The following is a 21,963-nucleotide window of genomic DNA, read 5'->3' on the forward strand; positions in this document are numbered from 1 at the left end:
CTAGGAGAACACCATGGAAGCCCCGATAGTGAGTATGCGGGACGTGACCATCGAAACGGATGGCGGCGTCCGTCTTGTCCACGTCGACGAGCTCGACATCTTTCGTGGCGACACCATTGCGATCACCGGCCGTAGCGGCTCTGGAAAAACCATGCTGCTACGAGCGTTATGCGGTGCGCACACAGCGGGCATTACTGTGCGCGGAAGCATTCAGCGTGCGCAGCGAGCAGCGTTGATTATGCAGGATTCCTTGGGGTCGCTTAATCCGCTGGTGCGTTGTGAAAAACAGGTGCGATTGATGGCAGGGGATCCACACGCGGCTCGGCAAGCGCTAGCGGACTGCGGAATCACCCCTGAACTGGCACGTCGTTATCCACTGGAGCTTTCGGGTGGGCAGCGGCAGCGCGTGGCTATTGCAGGGGCGATTGCCTCTAACCCTAAGCTTTTGCTTGCCGACGAACCCACCTCCGCACTGGATCCCGTAGCAACGCTGGCGGTGGTTGACGCACTACGAGCTTTTCAGAGTGCCACAGGTGGTGCCGTGGCGATCTCAACACACTCGATGGGGGTGGCGCGCCGCCTAGGCAGCCGACGCTTCCACGTTGCCGAGGGGAAGGTGACCCAACTATGAGCACATCTGCACTCGTCGAGTTTCACGGTGCCAGTGTGGCAGGACGCGTGACAAACCTGAGTTTTAGTGTGCGCACGGGTGACAAACTCGGTGTGATCGGCCCTTCTGGGGCTGGTAAAACCACCCTGATTTCCCTTATCACGGGCATGCTCAGCCCAGATTCCGGATCAGTGGATATCCACGCCAACGTAGTCGGCTACATTCCACAAGACCCAGGCTCATCACTGTGCCCGCGCATGACGGTGGCCGAATGCATTATCGAACCCCAAGTGATCCGGTTGCGTGGCCACGCCGATAAGGCCCGTGAGCTGCAGCGGTTACAAGAAAGTATTCCCGTCATACTCACTGCGCTGGGGCTAGAACCAGAAATCGCGCAGCGCACACCTCGGCAGCTTTCTGGTGGGCAGCGGCAGCGGGTGGCTATCGCACGGGCTTTGCTAGGAGAGCCCGAACTCGTGATCGCAGACGAGGCATTCTCGGCCCTCGACCACGACACCGCACGCCTATTGCAGGATCTGCTGTTGGGGTCGTCGTCGACAGTAATTTTCGTCTCGCACAACGTCACCGCACTGCGGGCCACCTGCGATGACCTTCTCATCATGATGGACGGCACCGTGCGCTACCACGGCCCAGCCGACAACGTAGACACCACTGACCCCGAAGTGGCCGCATTTTTGGCGGCAGCAAAGGAGCTCGCCCAGTGACGCGTGCCAAACTACCCCTCCACATCACGTTACTGCTGGTCACCCAAATGCTATTTAGCATTGGGTTTTACCTCGTCGTGCCATTCTTGGCCGTGCAACTATCCGAAAACCTAGGTGCCTCGGGCGCCATAGTGGGACTAGTGCTAGGAATTCGCACCTTTAGCCAACAGGGACTGTTCTTCTTCGGTGGTGGGTTAGCAGACAAATTTGGCGCAGGCCCCATCCTGCTGATCGGCGTAGCCATCCGAGTGATCGGGTTTCTTACCGTCGGCATGGCCGAAACCGTCACATTGATGACTCTCGGCGTGGTTCTCATCGGTTTTGCCGCAGCACTGTTCTCGCCGGCCGTGGAATCCATCTTTGCCGCCGAAGGCCACCGCCTAGAAAAACTCGGTGTGATAACCCGCGCACGCCTTTTTGCCCTCGACGCAGCCTACTCCCGCATAGGAACACTGACCGGTCCCGTGATCGGCGCAGTGCTTATCCCCCTAGGATTTGCCACCGTTTCTATCGCAGGCGCAGCCATCTTTGGCAGCATCTTTGTCATACATCTCGCGCTGCGCCGCACATGGACGGCCTCAGCGCAACAACAACGCACACACGCCCCCAGCATGGTGGCGGTATGGGGTGAGGTGATCCGCAACAAGAAGTTCGTCGTCTTCGCACTGCTGTATTCCACCTATTTGCTGGCCTACAACCAGCAATACCTCTCACTTCCGGTGGAACTGCGAAGGGCGACTGGTTCCGACGAGGCACTGGGATGGTTCTTTGCCGTCTCGGCAGTGTTCGTGATCGCCTTGCAATCTCGGGTGACGCGCTGGGCGGAACGCCAAGCAGCGACGGTGGCTCTTGGGGGTGGGTTCGGCCTTATGGCTTTGAGCTTTGCGGTGGTCGCGGTGGCGTCGATAAGCCTCGAGTTGGAGGGGTGGATCGCCTATGTGCCGGCAGCCGCCATGATGATTTTGCTGCATACAGGCATCATGATCGCCGTGCCGATCGCACGCGACCTCGTCGGCGACCTCGCAGGAAACAACAATCTTGGGTCCTATTACGGATTCCTCAACAGCTTCGGCGGGCTGGCGGTGCTACTCGGATCACTCACCGTAGGAGCAACACTCGACCACGCCGAAACCACACAACCGATGGCCGCCATCCCGTGGCTCATCATGGTTGCAGTACTCGCCGTCTCCGCAGTGGGACTGGCACAACTGAAAGAAAAACAGAAAGTAGACATCACACAATGAAGAAAAAACTCGGCCTCGCAGTAGCAACCCTCGCCGTTGCTACCACCTTGAGCGGCTGCTTCACCGACGCTGGGCAGGCTAACGACGACGCCCTGCGCGTGGCACTACAGTTCAAGCCCGTCGCAGACTTCTCGCCATACTCCGACGACGCAGTGCTCAACCTGCGCATGGGGGCCGTGGAAACCCTTGTCACCCTAGACGAGGATGGCAAACCCAAACCCGTTCTTGCCGAGAAATGGGAAATGAAAGACGACCGCACCGCAGTACTGACCCTGCGCAAGGACGTTAGCTTCCACGACGGCTCCAAACTCACCGGCGAGGTAGTAAAAAACGCCCTCGACCATGCGCTTTCTGCCGCAACTCGCCCCAAAGGCTTGGGCAAAGCCGACCTGAAGGTCGAAGCCACCGGCGAGTCCGAGGTGACCATCACCGCACCAGAAGCCGACCCGATCCTCGTGCAGCGCTTCACCGACCCAGGTGCCGCCATCTTGTCCAAGGACGCCTACGCTGGTGAAAACCCAGACCCGTTTAACCACGGCACCGGCCCCTTCAAGCTAGTGAAGAAGGAATCCGATGGTTCTGTTAGCGCCGAGGCATTTGCCGACTACTGGAACGGCACCCCAGAAACCAGCGCACTGAAGGTGTCCTTCATCGAAGACGGCGCCGCCCGCGCCAACGCCTTCCGCGCCGGGGACTTCGACGTGATCAAGGGCGTGCCAGTGGTTGCGCTACCTGAGCTTTCCGACGCCCACGTCACCGATGTTCACCTGCCACGCGCGACATTGCTGCACCTCAACGCCGAAAAGGGCGTGTTCGCGGATGCCAAGCTGCGTACCGCAGTTGCTGGGGCTATCAAGACAGATGCGATCGTGGACAAGATCTACGAGGGCAAGGCCAACAAGACCGAGGGCTCCCTGTTTAACCTTGATGCGCAGTGGGCTCAGAAGGCAAAACCGCTGGCCGGCGCACCTGCTGACGCCACCATCGGCAAGGGCAAGACCGTTCGCCTTGCCACCTGGGACTCCCGCGCTGAGCTGCCGGAAACCGCGAACCTCATCGCTGACCAGCTGCGCGCCTTGGGCTTTAACGTCGACATCACGGTCGCCGATTACGCCTCCCTAGAAAACCGGCTTCTCGACGGCTCCTTCGACGCCGTGATCGGTTCCCGCAGCTACATGATCGGTGCTGGCGACCCCGTTGCCTTCCTAGATACCGACTTCACCTGTGACGGCAGCTACAACCTGTCGCGCCTGTGCGACCCAGAGATCGACAAGAAGATTGCCGCAGCCAAGAGCGAGAAGGACCTCGATACGCGGCACAAGGATGCCGCAGCAATTGGCGCAGACGTGGTAGCCACCGGCTCCGTAGTGCCACTCGCACACGAGCAGCTGCTTGTGGTGTCCAAGGACGTGGAAGGCATTGCTGCCGACCCAATGGAACGCTCCCTGATCACCGAAAAGACCAAGAAGACCGCTAAGAAGTAAATGACTATGAGATCGCCTCGCACCCTCGCCACGGTTGTTATCGCTGTGGCAACCTATGCGCTCGCTTTGGTAGCCACCGCACTATTGCCTTGGTTTACCGGCCGCGAACCCGCTTTCGCTGTTCTTCGAGCCCGTGAGCGCGAACGCGAGGCGACTCCTGAACTTCTTCAGGCCATCCGTGAGCAATTTGATCTCCCACACACCCCGTGGGAATCAGTATCCCGCTGGTTTGCGGGAGTCGCCCGCGGTGACTTTGGCACCTCCTGGGTCAACCCCGCACAAGGTGCATGGTCCCAAGCCACACACGGCTTAGGGATCACCGCCACGCTGACCTTTGTCTCCACTGTTTTGTGTCTGATCGTGGCGTTGCTCATCGTGATGCCCCGAATCGCAGCCGCTGCCCGCGGACGACGTGGGGGAGTAGCAGCCCCCCAGCTTTTAGCAGCCCTAGCAGCGCTTCCTGACTTTGTGGTGGCCGTGATCTTGTTGTGGCTGTGTGCCCTAGTGCTGCACATCCTGCCAGTGGGCGGGTGGTCCTCGCCCGCACACATGGTGCTGCCCTCCCTAGCATTGGGAGTATGCGCCGGTGGCGTGTACGGCAGAGTGCTGCTCATCACCGCAGATTCTGCCTCCCAAAAACCGTGGGTAGAGGCATGGCGTATCAATGGCGTTGCGCACAGTCGGATCACCCGCGCACTGCTGTGGCGTAGTTTTGTCCCCACGATTCCACTGCTCACACTCTTTTTTGCTGGCACCCTTGCCAGCACTGCGGCAGTAGAAGTGACCTTTAACATCCCAGGATTCGGGCGCACTGTTGTCAATTCTGCCTTGAATGCGGATCTGCCAGTGCTGCAGGCGGCAGTATTTGTGGTGCTTGTGGTGGGCGCGTTAAGCGGAATTGTGGCAAATACGCTGCGCCGAATCATTCTGCGTCGCCTCGAAGGCGATGTGGCGGGCGTGTCGCTGAGCACCGGCACGACGGCCACCAGCGTGGTGTTTGACCGCGTGAGCCTCATTATTGCGGCGATCCCACTGGTTGCTGTTGCCGCAGGCATGATCCGCAGCGCAGCGATCAACACCGATGACCGCTTTGCCAGCTATTCGGCAGCGCACCCCTTGGGTGCCGACCAGCTAGGCCGTGACATCTGGGCACGGCTTGCCGACGGCTTCACGTACTCCATCGGCGTGGCTGTCCTCGTAACCGCGCTTTGTGCCCTCATCGGCCTGATCGCAGGACATTTAGGCAGCTGGGTGCTCCACATCGGCGACGCCCTCAATGCTTTCCCAGCGGTCCTCCTCGGCCTCATTCTTGCCGGTGCCCTAGGTCCTTCTACCACCACAGCTGCGATCGCCGTTTTGATGGTGGGGTGGATCCCGCTGGCCTCCCACTGCGCAGCGGTTGTTCAAGAAGCCCGCGCTAGTGGACACTACCGCTACGCAGCAACCATGGGTGCAAGCCGGTGGCACCTGCTGCGCCACCATGTGCTGCCATGGACCACCCCCGCCGTTATCCGGCACGCTGTGGTGCGCATTGCCCACAACGCGATCTCCCTAGCCGCGTTGGGCTACCTCGGTGTCGGAGCAAGCGTTGGCAGCCCCGATTGGGGAGTGATCTTGGAAGAATCCACTCACTACCTTGAACGTGCCCCGTGGATGGCCATTGGTCCGATGTTGTGCTTGGTGGCCCTAGGGGTTGTGGCTGCGGTGGCTACGGACAGCGTGGGGCGTCGACAAGCGTCTAGTTATCACCAGCCTGAATAATGTTGCGCAACATGGTGGGAAATATCACGGCATGGAAAGGAATAAGCGCTAGCCAGTACACTCTGCCAAGCAGTCCTTTGGGGAAATAAACCGCCCGCTGTCGAAGTTTATTGCCGTTTATGGTGAACTGTAGCCAAGCTTGCCCAGATGCTCTCATTTCTGCACGGAGAGTGAGTTGTTTTTCAGGGATGACTTCCTCGACTCGCCAAAAATCTACGCGGTCGCCAACTCGTAGTCGGTTGGGGTCGCGGCGCCCTCCTAAGCCGGGTCCGCCGATAGCTTTATCAATAACACCACGTACAAACCAGAGCAGCGGTGTGGAATACCAACCATGGTGTCCGCCGATGCCCTCAATTACTCGCCACACTTTAGCTGGTTCTGAACGAAAACTCTGTTCCTGAACGTCGCTATAAACGGTACGCCCTGTCCATTCCGGATCAGAAGGAAGATGATCTGTGGAAGAAAGATTTTTCCAGCTGCTGTCCCAACTAGACAGCACCCCCATGCTTTCTTGTTGGAGTGCGCGGCGCACTGAAGTGGGGTAGTCGGTGAGCCCACTCGGTGGATCAGGGATATAGTCGCGGATTGAACGGTTGGTGCATATGGCATCTTCCTGCATGGATTGTGCAAGCGGTTGTGCAAGGCTCAACGGAGCTGGAGTTATAGCTGCAATCCAGAGTCCGGAAAGGGTGTCGAAGGGGAGGGAGATTGGTAGGGACACAATGGTGCGGCGTAAGCCGCGGATCTTCCCATATAGTCGCAGAAGGTCCGCAAACGTGTAAGTATGCCCGCCTCCGATATCGAATTCTTCATTGATTGGTTTAGGTAGATCAGCAGCTTTGACGAGGTAATAGAGGGTGTCGCGGATACTAATAGGCTCAATTTTATTGTTGATCCATTGTGGTGCCACCATGATGGGGAGGCGTTCGGTGAGGTGGCGGATCATTTCAAATGAAGCAGAACCTGAGCCAATCAATGTAGCGGCACGGAACGTGATTGCAGGTACAGCAGTGGAGCCCAAGATGCGAGCAACGTTTTCCCGTGAACGCATGTGTGGGGATAATTTGTCGAGCTCTGTTCGAGGATGTAGGCCAGAAAGGTAGATAATTTGACGTACCCCGTTGCTGTGAGCAGCTTGGGCTACTTTGGATGCGATCTTTGATTCCAATTCCTCAAAGTTTTGAGTACCGCTCATGGAATGGACGAGATAGAAAACAGTATCTACGTCCTCAAAGAGCCGATTGACGTCTTCAGATATGCTTAAGTCTGCTTCAACGGCTTCTACTTGGTCATACCAAGGAAAGCGCTTCAAGCTTGAGAGACTGCGTGAAGTAGCACGCACATGAAAGCCAGCACTGAGTAATTCGACTACTAACCGAGCACCGACATAGCCTGATGCTCCCGTGACTACGACGCGTCGTTCGGCATGCTGGGCTTTCAGATTCAACGTTGGGGTGATGGTGGAGTTCATAATTGGACAGTGTACGTACTAAAACATGGCATGCTTCCCCCACTTGAGTACCCGAGTTGGACAAATGTGCGTAGTAGACCCGTACTATAAGGAGCCAACTGCCTTATGCGTTTTTAGTGAATTGAGGGTTTCTTCTTTTATGGCTGCTAAGACTGGGAACAAGCGTCTGGTCATCGTCGAGTCTGCGACGAAGGCCAAAAAGATCGCACCGTATCTTGGCGATGACTACATCGTCGAGGCATCGGTCGGTCATATCCGTGACCTGCCGCGGGGTGCTGCGGACGTTCCCGCTAAGTACAAAAAGGAGCCATGGGCGCGCTTAGGCGTGAACACCGACAAAGGCTTTGAGCCGTTGTACGTGGTCAGCCCAGATAAAAAGAAGAAGGTGGCCGATCTTAAAGCCAAGCTCAAGCTTGTCGACGAGCTCTTCCTAGCCACAGACCCCGACCGCGAGGGTGAAGCCATCGCTTGGCATCTGCTTGAAGTACTCAAGCCCAAGGTGCCGGTCAAGCGCATGGTGTTTAACGAGATTACTAAGCCTGCGATTCTTGCCGCTGCGCAAAACACCCGCGAGCTCGACGATAACCTCGTAGATGCCCAAGAAACACGCCGTATCCTCGACCGCCTCTACGGCTACGAGGTATCCCCAGTGCTGTGGAAGAAGGTCATGCCACGGCTGTCCGCCGGACGCGTGCAGTCCGTGGCCACCCGCGTGATCGTAGAGCGCGAGCGCGAGCGCATGGCGTTTATCTCCGCTGATTACTGGGATGTGGAGGCGGAATTCGATACCGGCAAGCCTGCACAAGATAGCAACCCAACCTCCTTTACCGGCCGTTTGACGGCTTTAGACGGCAAGCGCGTGGCTACCGGCCGTGACTTCAACGACCGTGGCGAGCTCAAAGGCGACGCGGTGGTCGTCGACAAGCAACGCGCTGAGGCCCTCGTCGAAGAGCTAACCGGCGTTGCAATGAGCGTGACCAAGGTAGAAGAAAAGCCTTATACACGCCGCCCCTACGCGCCCTTTATGACCTCAACCCTGCAACAAGAGGCCGGCCGCAAGCTGCACTACACCTCCGAACGCACCATGCGTATCGCGCAGCGCCTGTACGAAAACGGCCACATCACCTACATGCGTACCGACTCCACCACCTTGTCGGAACAAGGCCTCAAAGCCGCCCGTGAACAGGCAATTTCCCTGTACGGTGCCGACTACGTGGCAGACGCACCACGGCGCTACGACCGCAAAGTGAAAAACTCCCAAGAAGCCCACGAGGCGATCCGTCCCGCAGGTGAGCGATTTGCCACCCCAGGCGACCTCCACGGCCAACTCGACGCGGAGGAATTCAAACTCTACGAGCTGATCTGGCAGCGCACCGTGGCCTCCCAGATGGCGGACGCTAAGGGCACCTCCATGAAGGTGACCATCACCGGCAACAACGCCGAATTCTCCGCAACCGGCCGCACCATCACCTTCCCCGGTTTCTTGCGCGCCTACGTGGAAGTCAGCACGCTTGCCGACGGCCGCAACGTCGCCGACAACGCCGAGAGCCACCTGCCGCGCCTAGCTGAAGGCGACGGCGTAGAAACCAAGAACCTCGAAGCCGACGGACACTCCACCAACCCACCAGCGCGCTACACCGAAGCCAGCCTGGTCAAGAAGATGGAAGACCTCGGCATTGGTCGCCCATCAACGTATGCGTCGATCATCAAGACCATCCAAGACCGCGGCTACGTGTACTCCCGAGGCAACGCCCTGGTACCAAGCTGGGTAGCATTCGCCGTGATCGGACTGCTGGAAAAGAGCTTCGCAGCCCTCGTCGACTACGACTTCACCTCCTCCATGGAAGACGAACTCGACGAGATCGCAGCCGGCCACGAAAACGGTGCCCACTGGCTTACCGGCTTCTACTTCGGTGATGCTGAAGCCTCCGACGCCAAAGCAGAGTCAATTGCCCGCCACGGTGGACTCAAAGCCTTGGTCGGCGATAACCTCGAACAAATCGACGCCCGCCTCGTCAACTCGCTGCCACTGTTTAAAGACCAAGAAGGCCGCGACGTCAACGTACGTGTTGGCCGCTACGGTCCATACCTCGAACGACAGGTCGGCGTGAGCGAAGATGGCGAGCCAGAGTACCAGCGCGCTAACCTCTCGGATTCGACCACCCCAGACGAGCTCACCCTCGAACTGGCAGAAAAGCTCTTTGCCACCCCACAGTCCGGCCGTGAGCTGGGCCGTAACCCCAAGAACAACCGCATGATCGTGGCTAAGGAAGGCCGCTTTGGGCCCTACGTCACCGAGCTAGTCAATGACGACGAGCGCACAGAGGTAGAAGCCAAAGCCGAAGAGATCGTCGCCGCTGAACGTGAGGCAGAAGACCTCCAGCGTGCCGCCGAGGGCAAGCGCGCAAAGAACTGGGGCACCAAGACCGCAGCAGCGCAAAAAGAAAAGCGCATCGCTCAGATCATCGAGGAAACCCTCAAACCAGGTACCGCCTCGTTGTTCAAGACAATGGAGCCCTCTTCCGTCACCCTCGACGAAGCACTCCAGCTGCTGGCCCTACCACGCGAAGTTGGCGTTGACCCCAGCGACAACGAAGTGATCACCGCCCAGAATGGGCGCTACGGCCCATACCTGAAGAAGGGCAGCGACTCGCGTACCCTTGCGAGCGAGGACCAGATCTTCAGCATCACCCTCGACGAAGCACGCCGCATCTACGCGGAGCCCAAGCGTCGCGGTCGCGGAGCCACCTCACAATCGGTAATCAAGCAACTCGGTGACAACGACGTCTCCGGCAAGCCCATGTCGGTTCGCGACGGCCGCTTCGGCCCCTACGTCACCGACGGCACCACCAATGCGTCGCTACGCCGTGGCGACGACCCCACGCAGCTCACCGAAGCGCGCGCCAATGAGCTCCTCTCCGAGCGTCGCGCCAAAGAAGCTGCCGACGGTGGCTCATCGAAGAAAGCGACGAAAAAAGCCTCGAAAAAGACCACCAAGCGCGTGGCCAAAGCGGGTGCTCGCAAGAAGAAATAGCGAAATAGCAGGGGCTACGCACCCCGCCCACACCACTGAACCCAGAACATCAGTGGGGTAATGCACGCCCTGGGTCATCACCACGGCTGCAACGGCAACAATCCCAAAGACAACACCAGCAGCGGCAACACTACGCCACAGCTGGTGTTGCGCCGTTTTCGCAATCAGATACAACGTGATCACCGAGGCAGTCACAAACGCCGTATGACCACTGGGATACGACCAATCAGCAGGCGTAACCTCCGGCGGGAAACGCAACAACGCATGATCCGGCCGCGGACGCTGGAACACCACCTTCATCACAACCACCGGCGCCCAAGTAAGCGCCACTGTTAGCGCATAACACACACCCAGCCACACTTTGCGGCGCACTGCAGCAACCAACGCGGCAATAAACACAGTGGTGAACAACGAAAAACGCGGCTGGAGCCCCGCATAGAGGAACCCCACCACCGAGCCCACCGCACCTTCCTTGTGAGCATTGAAAGCTGCGGTGATGTGGGCGTCGTAAGTAAAACCACTCCCCACCACGCCGAGGATAAGGACAAACGCTAAGCCACAAGCTGCAGTCAATCGGTTCATGGGAACCCATTGTGCTCTAGTTGGATTTTTGGGGCCACGATCCCGCGATCCCGCGACCTCGAACTCAAGAACACAAAAAACCAAGGAAGAGCGGTGCGACGGGATTTTGGCGACCATGGGTTTTCGAAGTCTTGAGTTCGAGGAGGTGACAGAGGAGGTGCCGAACGCGCGGGCCGCCACCGCAGAAGAAGCAGCTCGATAGTAGGGAAATCACGACCTCGCCGATTCTGCAGGATCGGGTGCCAGAGGCGAAGGTAGTGAAGGCTTTTAGCAACATTAATTTCCGCCACTTGGGCGAGCTTGCGCGTCCGGAGCATGCCGACGCTCGCACCTCGCTGGTGATCGCCGGCGACGACGACAGCGCCATACATTCCCCAGGGTGTAAAGCCCACCTCTATCTTTAATATGGGTCCAAGACATCTAAGGGAGATCCGCCTCAAATCAACGAGGCCGATCTCCCTTGTACTAGCTGGGCTGCTTAGGCAGCTTCAGTGGACTTCGTGCGCAGCCACTTGTACAAAACAGTGACCATGATCGCGAAGACAACGAGGCCGATCCACTGGGTGGCAGCACCGAAATCGAACAGTGCTAGTGGTTCGTCCTTGCCGGATCCGCCAACGATAGCGGCGTTAAAGACACCGAAGAGGGATTCACCAACAATGGCACCGGTAGCAAGCAGGATACCCATGCGCTTGGAGGCCTCTGGGTTAGCTTGGCGTGCTGCCCACTTGTCGTAGAACAGGCCGATGAATGCGCCGATGGGGATGATCAGCGTCAGTGCGATTGGCAGGTAGATGCCCATGCCCACGGACAGTGGTGGCAGTGACCAGCCCTTGGTGCGGCGCAGGACCTCATCCAAGATGATCACGCAGACACCGATGATGGCGCCCAAGCCGATGCGGCTCCAGTCGAGGGAGTTGCCAAAGATGCCGTTGGCAACAGAGGACAGCAGTGCGGCCTGTGGGGCAGCCAGTGCGTTTTCGCCAGCGCCTGGGGCACCGACAAAGCCGAAGCCGTTCAGCATGAGCTGCAGTACAGGAGGGATGATGATCGAGCCGAACAGCACACCGATGATCAAAGCGACCTGCTGTTTCCATGGGGTTGCGGAAACCAACTGGCCGGTCTTGAGGTCCTGGAGGTTGTCGTTAGAAATGGTGGCAATACCGAAGACCACAGCGGAGGTGAACAGGGTGTAGGCCACTAGTGCTGGGGCGTTGGACTGCGACTCGTTGCCGGTGACGAACTTGATTAGCAGTGCGGAGGCCAGCACCACGATGATGCCCACGCCTGAAATTGGGGAGTTGGATGCACCAATCAGGCCGGCCATGTAGCCGCACACTGCGGCGATGATCAGGCCGATGGCGAGGACGAACACGATGCTCAAGATGATCAGCGTGCTGGTGTGGTGAGAGATCTCGGTGGCGTGAACGAACAGGTAGAGCAGTGCGCCGATAGGCAGCATGGAAGCCAAGATCGTTCCCAACACGACGGTGAATGGGATGTCGCGTTCGGTGATGTCAACGTTGTTACCTGCGGCACGGGCACGCGAGGATGCGAGGGAATCCTTGATGCCCTTTGCAATCGGGGCGATGATCTTGATCAAGGTCCAGATAGCGGCAACGGCCATGGTGCCAGCGCCCACGAAGCGAACCTCTTGGACGAAGGTGGTGCTCACGACTTCAGCGAGTTCGCCGCCGGCTGCGATGTCAGCTGCAGAGAAGTAAGGAAGCAACACGCCGTAGGAAATGATCAGACCAACGATCATGGAGATCGCAACGGTAGGGCCAACGAGGTGGCCCACACCGATCAGTGCTAGCGACAGGCTGGAGCCGAAGATTGTGCCACCAGCACCGAGTTTGAAGGTGCCGATGATTTCCGCGGTGACAGCCTTCATGGCGGCTAGGAGGGAGTATCCGGCAGAGGTAAGAGCACCCACAATGATCACGGCGAGGCCGCGCTTGTTTTCTTCGTGGTCAGTGACCTGGGAGGCGTCGTCGCCCACCTTGAGCACCTCAGCTGCGGCCACGCCTTCGGGGTAAGGCAGGTCGGAGCCGGTGACAAGGGCGCGGCGCAGCGGGATGGAGTACATCACGCCGAGGATGCCGCCGAGGGCGCAGACGAATGCGGTGGTCCAGTATGGGAAGCCGGTCCACCAGCCGACCATGATAAGACCCGGTAGGACGAAGATAATCGCGGACAGCGTTCCTGCGGCAGAGGCGATGGTCTGCACGATGTTGTTTTCTTGAATCGTGTGACCAGCGAATTTACGCAGGATTGCCATGGAGATCACGGCAGCAGGGATAGACGTGGCAAAGGTGATACCTACTTTGAGGCCCAAGTACACGTTTGCTGCGGTGAAGACCAGTGTGATCAGGCCACCGATGATGATGGCACGCAAGGTGAGTTCGCGCACAGGCGAGCTCACCTTAGGTTTGTGAATGTCGGGTTGAGACACGACGAGGATCCTCTCTCGGAACGAGGAAAAGCAATGAACTTTATTAGCGTATGTGCAGAATATTTGAAAAGAAAATTGTGACCTTTTTAAAGGGCATAGCCTTGCATGATCCATGTCATGGGAATGATGCTGAAAAACAGTCCCTGCATTTCGCGTTCCCACAATAGACCGATGGAACCGTCGGGAAGCTGGGTCATGCACTGATACACGTAGTGTCGAGGATTAAACACGCGATTGTGCTGCCAAGAGGCGCCGTCGTTAGTAGACATGCGGAGCACACCGCGCCCACGAAACGGCAACAATTGGGAGGCGTTGGCAAAGATGATGCCATCGGGGTTGGTCACGCGCAGTGCGTTGGGCTGGGAGAAGATCTCTGGAACGTTCGGGTTGAACGTGACCTGTGACCACGAGTGGCCGCCGTCGGTGCTGCGTGCATGAGCCACCGCACCGGAGGGGTGCTGGTTGCGTGCCCAGAGCAGCACGCTGCCGTCGCTTGCCTCTACCAGCGTGGATTCATACATCTCGAGGTCGGGGGATTCGCCGCGATGCCAAGTGTCGCCGTGGTCGTCGCTGTAGAGTGCGGCGGCGAAGAACTGGTCGCCTTTGGTGTAGTACATCGGGATAAGGAGTCGACCCGCATGGGTGTCGCGTTGTAGCTGGATGCCGTTTCCTGGCGAGGTGCCACAAAAGCGCATCCATTCTTCTTTGACATCTGGGGTCAGATCGCGTGGGGTGCTCCAAGTGAGGCCGTCGTCGTCGCTGGTGAGCATCCATAAGTGGCAGCTGGGGTGTTGGAAAACGATGCCTGGGGGTGCGGTGTGGGGATCGCTGAAAAACGACGCCTCCAGCTGATCCACCTCACGTGGCATGGTGCAGGTGCTGCCGTCGGCAAAGTGTCCAATGCGGTTGCCGTCTGCGTCGAAGCCGGTGCCGAAGGCGGCGTTGGGTTGGCCGATCCCTGCGGGGAATTGGTCAAGAAAGGCGAAAATACGGCCGGTAGTGTGGTCTTGGAGCAGGACGGAGTCGGTAACGCAGGCGGTGTCGGGGAGCTGCAGGATTGTGCGTGGCGGTTGCCATGTGCGGCCGCCATCCACGCTTCGGCGTAGTACGAAGTCGATGTCGTTGGGGGCGTCGTTAGCAATACTTACGCGCTTGTCGGCGCCGGCGATAATGACACCGGAATCCGTGGTTATCAGCGAGGGAATGCGGTAGCTTTGTGCCCCGTCGAGGAGGCAGTCGAATAGCGCTTGGGTGGCTATCGGTTCGACAGTGGCGAGGCGCTGGACTTGGTGATGGTTGAACACGTGGGGGTAGATCATGCCCGATTGCACCTCGCCGAAAAGGCGCACACCGCTGGCGGCAGTACCAATATGGACGGAGAGCTCGCCTGACAGGTCATTAAAGAAGGCGGCCCCTGGGCTGTGGATGAGTTGCTGGCCGTCGACGTAGATGTCGGTGGCGCCGCGCCCACATACGATGACGACGTCGTAAATCTGACCGTCATCCCAGCGCCCCGGCGCGGTGATGCGCACGTAGTCTTCGTCGTGGCATCGCACGCTGAATATGAGGGTGCCGTCAATGATTTCGAGAGTGAGGTCGCCATTGATGGTGTGCGCTTGGAATGCCACGCCACCTTGGCCGGTGCCGCGGGTTTTCATAAGTAGCCGCAGGGAGCCGTGGGTGAGGTGCGATATGCGCTGGGTGTCGCGGGTGCTGAGGTGGCTGCCGGCGAACCAGACGAGGGGTTCGGCTGCCGGTGCGAGGTTGCGCGCTTGCCGTGGGGTGGGGGCGTGGTTGAGGATTTGGTGATCGATGATGGTGAGGTCGCCGTGGGGGTTGAGAGTGAGTTCTGAGGTGTCGAACCATTCGGTTTGGGTGGTGGAAAATGCCTCGTAGCCGTCGATAAAGAGGTGGGTTCCGGTGGTGTCCACGCTGAGGCATAGGTGGTGCGGGAGGCCGTCGTCAAGCCCGTCGGGGTCTTCGGCGTCGATGCGGCGGTGGGCGGTGGTGCCTTGGATGCGTCCGTGGATGATGTTGAGGTCGAGGTGGTGGGGGATGTGGGCGAGTGGCCCGTCGCAGGTGGTGGCGAAAGTGATGGTGAGTGCGCCGGTTGTGGTGGTCATGGGGTTACTTTCAAGGGTGTTGGTCACTCTTTGGGATCAGACGTCTGACGTCTGGAGTACGCTCATAATTGTTACGATGCCACCGCACTTTTGCAAGGGGAAAACCATGAACACCACACCACTAGTCATCGGTGCCTACGCAGCACTACCCGCCACGCGCGCCGACCAAGAAACTTTCTACGATCGCCTCCACGCCGATCTTGAAGCCACCGGCCTTGAACTTCCATTCCGCGACAGCATTCACGACGACCCCGCGTGGCTCGCCAGCCAACTCGCAGGACGATTCACCGACTCCATCATCACCGCGATCCCCGGCACCATGATGCGCGTCTGGGACGGCGGCACCTTCGGCCTCGCCTCCCCAGATGACGACGGACGCAACGCCGCCATCGCCTTCACCCGCAGCATCATCGACAGCGCCCGCGCGCTTGACGACGCAGCCGGCCACCGCGTAATCGCAGGAATCCACATCCATTCCGCACCAAGCGTGACCGCCAACCGCGACCAGTTCCTCCGCTCACTTAGCGAACTACTCGAGGGCATGGACAACGACGACCCCCGCCTGATCATCGAGCACTGCGACCGCTACAACGAGGCCGTGACCGGCGAAAAGCGCTTCCTTAGCATCGAGCAAGAAATCGCCATCGCCAAAGAAACCGGCATCGGCATCACCGTGAACTGGGGGCGTTCCGCAATGGAAGCCTACGATACCCAACTGCCAGCACGGCACATCCAAGCACTCGTCGCTGAGGGCGTATTCGAAGGCGTGATGTTCTCCGGTGCCGGCGACAAAGAAAACACCTTCGGCGCTGCATGGGCCGACCTACATCTGCCACACCACGTCGACGAGCCAGCATCACTCATGGACGATGACCGCATCGCAGAATGCCTCAGCGCCGCAGGCGGGGCACAGAAATACCACGGTGCCAAGATCCAAGCCGCCGCGGAAGCCGACGTGGCAACACGAGTAACCATGCTCGGCCACATCACGCGACACCTCCGCTAACTAATTAGGAACGATCCGCCAACGTTGGGCGAATAGGCCGTGCAAGCTGTGTCATCAAAGAACGACCACGCAACTCCACGGACTTCATCATCGTCCACCGTGCCTGCTCCGCCTCGTTGGCGCGCTGCAACGTAGCAGAGTTGGTGAGCACGCGACCAGGGGTGTTCTTGGCGATCTCCGTCAGACGCGCCGCAGTATTCACAGCGTCACCGATCACCGTGTACTCAAAGCGATCATGACCACCGATGTGACCGGCCACTACGTGACCAGAGGCAACACCAATACCGGCCTCAAGGCGTAAGCCCATGAGCTCCTGACGCAGCTCGCGGGCGGCGGTGAGGGCGTGGCCGGTGGCGTCGGAAAGCGTGACTGGCGCACCAAAAACAGCCAGCGCAGCATCGCCTTGGAACTTATTAATAATGCCCTTGTTGCGGTGCACAACCTCCACCACATGCTCAAAGAAACGATTGAGCTCCTCCACAACCTCTTCTGGATCATGGTTGACGGCGAACGTGGTCGAACCAATCACGTCAACGAACACAACGGCAACCTCACGATCCTCGCCGCCTAGTTGCGGGCGCTCCTCTAAAGCGCGCCGGGCAACCTCTACACCCACATAGCGGCCGAAAATATCGCGCACACGCTGGCGCTCCTTCAAACCACGCATCATCTCATTGAAGCCGGCCTGAAGCACACCGATCTCGGAGCCGTCGTAAATGTCCACCTGGACACCCGAATCCCCGCGACGCACCCGATTGATCGCCCCCTGCAGCTCCAAAATCGGATCCACCACACTCATGATCGAAAGGGTAGTACCCAAAAATCCGGTAATTAGCGCGGACATAGCCAACGCAATGACCGCAGGCATAATGTCGCTGACATTATCTGTAAACATGCCTAAGTGGTGGCCCATCACCATCAACAAAATGCCAATGATCGGCACCGCGCTAGTCAACGCCCACGTGAGCCGCAGACGCGAAGTAATCGGCGGCTCCAACGTGGAATCCTCAAAACGACGAGCCAGCGCCGTTGCTGCCACCGGCCGCACCAACCGCTGCGCCTCCAAGTAGGTGAGCACCACGATCACAGCACCACTAAGCGTCGAAGCCACCGCAATGGCCAATGCCAAGCGTGGCGAAGTCTGCCCAGCGGCAATCGCCAACACCACAATGCCCAGCGCCCACACCACGCTGCACAACGCCGCCTGGTAGATCGGGATACGCATCACCAAATTACGAACCATGTTTGGATCATGCGTATCCGGATGGCGCTGCCAGTCCAACACCGGACGAAACAACAAAAAGGTGACCGCGCCACCAAAAATAACCGCCAGGATCAAATAACCAATGCCCAGATCAGGTAGGTAGCTGGCTTCATCGGTGAACTGGTCAAACTCTGGCAGCGGCACCAAGTACTTCAGGAACAACATGACCCCCACCGCGCCCAACACATTGGAGCCCAATACCGTGGTTGCGTATAACGGCCACGAAGTCTTAAACAGCCACTTGAAGGCGCGCCATAGTTTGGTCATGCCCACTACTTTAACGGTCGGCTACTACAAGCGATACTCTATTGAAGTAATGAGCACGGAAATAACTGGGTCGGACATCTTTGCGCAGATGGGCGTGAGCGAACACATCGCCCCCATATTGCGAACCGCCGCGCGCGCCGCACGCAACCACGACATCGGCAGCGCCATGACACACGCATGGCTATTTACCGGCCCACCCGGGTCAGGGCGCTCCGTCGCGGCCGTCGCATTCGCCGCCGCCCTCGAATGCACAGACCCCACCATGGTCGGTTGCGGGCGCTGCGAACAATGCCGCGCCGTGCTTCACGACGCCCACGGCGACGTCCTCCACATCGTCCCACGAGAACTTTCCATCCCCGTCGAAATGATGCGTGACGACGTCGTCGAACCCGCCGCAAAACGACCCACCGTCGGACAATGGCGAGTAGTCATCCTCGACAACGCCGACCGCCTCACCCCCGAATCCGCCAACGCCCTGCTCAAAACCGTCGAAGAGCCCCCAGCACACACCGTCATCATCCTCTGCGCACCCTCCACCGACCCCACCGACATCATCCCCACACTCCGCTCCCGCAGCCGCCACCTCTACGTCCCCCAACCCTCCATCGACGAAGCCGTAGCAGTACTCACCCGCGACGGAGCCATCCCCGAACCCGCAGCACGCCTAGCAGCAGCCACAACCGGTGGACACATCGGACGCGCACGCTGGCTAGCCACCAACAAAGACGCCCAAATGCGACGCTCCGCAGTGCTCAACATCGCAGAACTCGTCTTCCACGGCGACCAAGCCTTCCGCGCCGGCGGCAGCCTAGTGAAACAAATAACAAAACAAGCAGAAGCCCAGCTCAAAGAAGAAAACGAAGAAGAAATCGACAAACTCCGCAACGCCCTCGGCATGGGATCCCGCGGCAAAGGAGTACACAAAGCCCTCCGCGGAGCCGACTCCGCCATCCGCGACCTCGAAGCACTACAAAAGAAACGCAAAACCCGCTTCGTCCGCGACCACCTCGACATGGCACTCGTCGACCTCTCCGGAATCTACCGCGACGCCATCATGACCCACACCCACGCCACAGTCGGACTGATCCACCCCGACCTCAGCGGCCTATCCGCCGAACTCGCCCAACGCGTCCCCCTAGCCGGACTCGTTGCCTGCCTCGACGCCATCACCATCTGCCGCGAACAAATCCCGAACAACGTGCGCCCCGAAGCCGCCTTCGACGCCATGCTCGGACGCATCCGAATCGCCTGCGGAGCCACCTAACCGGCGCAGCACCCCGCTCATGCTCTGCGGTTTTCATATTTTGGCAACCCATACGGTATAGTTGTCGCCGGATAACACACCCATACGTTTTATCCGTGCCGCCTTAGCTCAGTCGGTAGAGCGCTTCACTCGTAATGAAAAGGTCGCGAGTTCGATTCTCGCAGGCGGCTCCACAAAACCCCAGCTAGAATATGGTTTCTAGCTGGGTTTTCCTTTTGCTTCACAACTGCTGCATGTTGCATGTTGTCGCAGGTGATTGCGTCCCGTAGCGAACAGAAAGCGAACAAATAGCGAACAGATTTTGCAAAAAATGACATAAGAACCATGGAGGAACAATCCCAAAACATCTATTTAATTCATGCATGAACGGGTTATCATATTGACAGACAGAGAGGAGTGATCGAGATGCTGCTATATGAAGATACACGAATGCGCGCAGTTGAAATTCTCAGATCACTCCCAATCGGAAACTCAGGAGTCTCCGGACTAGTACAGCTAGCTGCAACCCTTGGAGCCTCAGTCGAATTCCGCCCCTCGATCCCACCATTTCCGGAGTCGTTGTCAAAGAAGATGAACAAAACCCAAAAATATACATCAACTCAAATGAGCCAGAAGTTCGACAACGCTTCACACTCGCCCACGAAATAGGCCATCTAGTCGAACGCGAACACCTGGGAAAAGACGTCGAATACTCATTCATTGATTACCGAAACAACGGTAAATGTGACCTGCACGAATTTTATGCTGATGAATTCGCCGGATCATTGCTAATGCCAGCACGCGAATTCTCAAAAATTCTAGATAAAAAGGCGAATTTGCTACCGCAATCCACTTCGGAGTCTCGCAACCAGCAGTAAAAAACGCGCAGAACGCCTCAAAAAGAACCCAGATACAACGTGCCAGATGTAAAACCCCAGGATTCAGCGGAAGAAAGCAATTTCGACAAGCCCCCAGCAAAAGCCGCTAAAGAAAATAAAGATATCGACCCCGCCACAAAAAGGGCAATTGAAAAACCCGAACACCCCAGTGCCACTCCAAGCCGAAAAGACATAGATAGCAAATTCCAATCACCCGCGTTTTATACGTCACTGACCCGGTGGCACCCAAGAATCGCGTACTTCCAATTCCTAAGCGGCAATAACTTTCCTGCAGAATGGAGCCCAGACAAACGCTTCAAAAACTGCATTGAACAACACCTATCTCTATATAAGGTTTGCTATTGGAACGATCTAATCATGATGTGTTCCATCCTCACCCTAATGGGAATAATCGCCACCCTCATCGCATGCAAAACAATCATCTAAAAACTAAATAACCTGTAACTCACACTCAACACGCCTACGCTCACGCAACGCTAACCTCTCACGCTCACGCTGCAAATGAGCACTCATCGCGCCGGGAACGGAATCTAGTCCGGTTTCCCACAAGTGTGCGTAGGTGTCAAGGGTCGTGGCAGCACTTGCGTGTCCAAGCATAAGTTGAACGGTTTTCACGTCAGCACCGGCTGCAATCGCCAATGATGCTGCTGTGTGTCGTAGCTCGTAGGTTGTCAGGCCTGATATGTGTGCATGAGTGCAGATGGTTGCCCACTGCCTGCGCCATTTTGTGGATGTCCACACATGGCCGGTTTCATCGGTGAGGAGCCAGTCATGTGGTTGTTTTCCTTCTGCTTGGTCGTCGAGATCGAAAAGGAGGTCACCACCGATGGGGACGCCGCGGTGGTTTCTGGTTTTTGTTTCATCGGGGTTTCCGAGATCGTCGACGTCACGACGGATGGACAGCCTACCGCGCATGGGGTCGAGGTCTTTGACTTTCAATCCTTTTGCTTCCCTTGGGCGAAGACCGGTGAATAACAAAACGTTGCGCATGAGTGCTACTTCGTTCATGGGTATTGCAGCTGCTAAAAGGCGGTCGATTCCTCGGATGGTGAGGTAGCGGCGTTCTGCTTTTCCTTGGCGGGGGATATCGGTGCAACGGATTTTGTTTTTGTTAATGATGTCGAGTTCTTCGGCTTGGTCGAGGAGTGCTTTGATGACGATTCCGATTTTGCGTTGCGAGCCGGAGCCGATCACACGGGGTTGGTTATGCTTGCTGCTTTTGGTGGTGGTGACGGTAGGGATCTAGGCTGCTATTTTTGCTCATTCAATTTTCCAACATGCGGTGTTTCCGAAGACGGGTTGGATGTGTTTCCACGCAGCAATGTAACCAGCTTTGGTGCTTTCTGTGCGTCCTTGTTTTGACGCGATCCATACATCCCACATGTCTTGGAGTGTGACATCGAGTTTGTCTTTAGTAATCTAGGTGCCATCGGCTTGGCCAACGGATGCGCGTGCGATGTGAAGTTCAGCTTCGTCTTTGGTGTGGCATGAGGTGGTGACGTGTTTGCCGTTTTTTACCCAGACAGCTTGCCAGCGTTTGCCTTTTCCCCATCGAGCAGAGCGTATTCTTTTGGTTCTCGATGTTGCGTTGGGGTTGGGTTTTGTCCAGAGGTCGCGCACGAATGCCATGGGGTGGACTTCTTCCTTGTCGGGGATAAACTGTTTAGAATTTCCGAATAGTTCAATCCCTGCTCAGCTCCCTTTCACATCTTCTGCCAAGTTGAGTGTGAAAGGGAGTTTCTTAGTTATCGGAAATTCCGACCAACCCCGCTAGGTTGAGATGAGGATATACATT

18 protein-coding genes and 1 tRNA gene are annotated in these 21,963 nt (G+C 57.8%); 12 read left to right on the forward strand and 7 right to left on the reverse strand.

Annotated elements, in window-relative coordinates:
* The first annotated feature begins 13 nt into the window (after nucleotides 1-13).
* The 5 genes from AT687_RS01205 to AT687_RS01225 are packed head-to-tail and all read left to right on the forward strand — an operon-like array spanning nucleotide 14 to nucleotide 5,824.
* The gene (locus AT687_RS01205) at nucleotides 14-631 is read left to right on the forward strand and encodes an ATP-binding cassette domain-containing protein (RefSeq protein ID WP_003850456.1); all 618 of its coding nucleotides are present in this window, start codon (nucleotides 14-16) and stop codon (nucleotides 629-631) included.
* Entirely contained in the window at nucleotides 628-1,335 is a 708-nt protein-coding gene (locus AT687_RS01210) for an ABC transporter ATP-binding protein (RefSeq protein ID WP_014318574.1), read from the forward strand. Before AT687_RS01205 ends, AT687_RS01210 begins: the two co-directional genes overlap by 4 nt.
* Entirely contained in the window at nucleotides 1,332-2,579 is a 1,248-nt protein-coding gene (locus tag AT687_RS01215) for an MFS transporter (protein ID WP_014318575.1), read from the forward strand. Before AT687_RS01210 ends, AT687_RS01215 begins: the two co-directional genes overlap by 4 nt.
* A complete protein-coding gene (locus tag AT687_RS01220; RefSeq protein ID WP_014307886.1) occupies nucleotides 2,576-4,063 on the forward strand; it encodes an ABC transporter substrate-binding protein in 1,488 nt (495 codons plus the stop codon). Before AT687_RS01215 ends, AT687_RS01220 begins: the two co-directional genes overlap by 4 nt.
* Nucleotides 4,064-5,824: an ABC transporter permease subunit gene (locus AT687_RS01225; protein ID WP_014318576.1), complete on the forward strand. Its 1,761-nt coding sequence runs from the start codon at nucleotides 4,064-4,066 to the stop codon at nucleotides 5,822-5,824.
* Here the strand turns inward: AT687_RS01225 and AT687_RS01230 are convergent.
* A complete protein-coding gene (locus AT687_RS01230; RefSeq protein WP_014318577.1) occupies nucleotides 5,802-7,295 on the reverse strand; it encodes an SDR family oxidoreductase in 1,494 nt (497 codons plus the stop codon). The genes AT687_RS01225 and AT687_RS01230 overlap by 23 nt on opposite strands.
* A gap of 139 nt (nucleotides 7,296-7,434) precedes the next feature.
* Here AT687_RS01230 and topA point away from each other — a divergent pair, with 139 nt between their 5' ends.
* Nucleotides 7,435-10,329 carry a type I DNA topoisomerase gene (gene topA / locus AT687_RS01235; protein WP_014318578.1) on the forward strand — a complete coding sequence of 965 codons (2,895 nt, stop codon included), beginning with the start codon at nucleotides 7,435-7,437 and terminating at the stop codon, nucleotides 10,327-10,329.
* Here topA and AT687_RS01240 read toward each other — a convergent pair.
* On the reverse strand, nucleotides 10,249-10,911 hold the full coding sequence (locus AT687_RS01240; protein ID WP_021334814.1) for a phosphatase PAP2 family protein: 663 nt from the start codon (nucleotides 10,909-10,911) through the stop codon (nucleotides 10,249-10,251). The two genes, topA and AT687_RS01240, sit on opposite strands and share 81 nt — an antisense overlap.
* A gap of 257 nt (nucleotides 10,912-11,168) precedes the next feature.
* On the opposite strand from AT687_RS01240, the gene AT687_RS12550 reads away from it, so the two are divergent.
* A complete protein-coding gene (locus AT687_RS12550; protein WP_162139728.1) occupies nucleotides 11,169-11,315 on the forward strand; it encodes a hypothetical protein in 147 nt (48 codons plus the stop codon).
* 74 nt (nucleotides 11,316-11,389) lie between these two features.
* Here AT687_RS12550 and AT687_RS01250 read toward each other — a convergent pair whose 3' ends face one another.
* Nucleotides 11,390-13,366 (reverse strand): OPT family oligopeptide transporter, encoded by a 1,977-nt coding sequence (locus tag AT687_RS01250; RefSeq protein WP_021335438.1) that lies wholly within the window; start codon nucleotides 13,364-13,366, stop codon nucleotides 11,390-11,392.
* Between the two features lie 86 nt (nucleotides 13,367-13,452).
* Entirely contained in the window at nucleotides 13,453-15,489 is a 2,037-nt protein-coding gene (locus tag AT687_RS01255; protein WP_014318581.1) for a sialidase family protein, read from the reverse strand.
* A gap of 106 nt (nucleotides 15,490-15,595) precedes the next feature.
* Between AT687_RS01255 and AT687_RS01260 the strand changes: the two genes are divergently transcribed.
* On the forward strand, nucleotides 15,596-16,495 hold the full coding sequence (locus AT687_RS01260; RefSeq protein ID WP_021334819.1) for a DUF4862 family protein: 900 nt from the start codon (nucleotides 15,596-15,598) through the stop codon (nucleotides 16,493-16,495).
* A 4-nt stretch (nucleotides 16,496-16,499) separates the two neighbouring features.
* On the opposite strand, the gene AT687_RS01265 is transcribed toward AT687_RS01260, so the two are convergent.
* On the reverse strand, nucleotides 16,500-18,026 hold the full coding sequence (locus AT687_RS01265; protein ID WP_014318583.1) for an adenylate/guanylate cyclase domain-containing protein: 1,527 nt from the start codon (nucleotides 18,024-18,026) through the stop codon (nucleotides 16,500-16,502).
* Here AT687_RS01265 and AT687_RS01270 point away from each other — a divergent pair.
* The 4 genes from AT687_RS01270 (at nucleotide 18,025) to AT687_RS01280 (ending at nucleotide 20,594) form a co-directional block, all read left to right on the forward strand.
* Nucleotides 18,025-19,290 (forward strand): DNA polymerase III subunit delta', encoded by a 1,266-nt coding sequence (locus tag AT687_RS01270; RefSeq protein WP_014318584.1) that lies wholly within the window; start codon nucleotides 18,025-18,027, stop codon nucleotides 19,288-19,290. The genes AT687_RS01265 and AT687_RS01270 overlap by 2 nt on opposite strands.
* Before the next feature lie 97 nt (nucleotides 19,291-19,387).
* Nucleotides 19,388-19,463, forward strand: a tRNA-Thr gene (locus tag AT687_RS01275).
* 420 nt (nucleotides 19,464-19,883) lie between these two features.
* A complete protein-coding gene (locus tag AT687_RS13455; protein WP_353959558.1) occupies nucleotides 19,884-20,147 on the forward strand; it encodes an ImmA/IrrE family metallo-endopeptidase in 264 nt (87 codons plus the stop codon).
* A 39-nt stretch (nucleotides 20,148-20,186) separates the two neighbouring features.
* The gene (locus AT687_RS01280) at nucleotides 20,187-20,594 is read left to right on the forward strand and encodes a hypothetical protein (protein ID WP_021334821.1); all 408 of its coding nucleotides are present in this window, start codon (nucleotides 20,187-20,189) and stop codon (nucleotides 20,592-20,594) included.
* Between the two features lie 3 nt (nucleotides 20,595-20,597).
* On the opposite strand, the gene AT687_RS01285 is transcribed toward AT687_RS01280, so the two are convergent.
* Together AT687_RS01285 and AT687_RS01290 are read right to left on the reverse strand one after the other, a co-directional pair.
* Nucleotides 20,598-21,362, reverse strand: coding sequence for a tyrosine-type recombinase/integrase (locus tag AT687_RS01285; protein ID WP_014302834.1), 765 nt, complete (start codon nucleotides 21,360-21,362; stop codon nucleotides 20,598-20,600).
* Nucleotides 21,363-21,587: 225 nt separating this feature from the next.
* Nucleotides 21,588-21,797, reverse strand: a complete 210-nt coding sequence (locus AT687_RS01290) for a hypothetical protein (protein WP_014306402.1) — start codon at nucleotides 21,795-21,797, stop codon at nucleotides 21,588-21,590.
* Nucleotides 21,798-21,963: the final 166 nt, after the last annotated feature.

The organism is Corynebacterium diphtheriae, from assembly GCF_001457455.1.
Classification (GTDB): domain Bacteria; phylum Actinomycetota; class Actinomycetes; order Mycobacteriales; family Mycobacteriaceae; genus Corynebacterium; species Corynebacterium diphtheriae.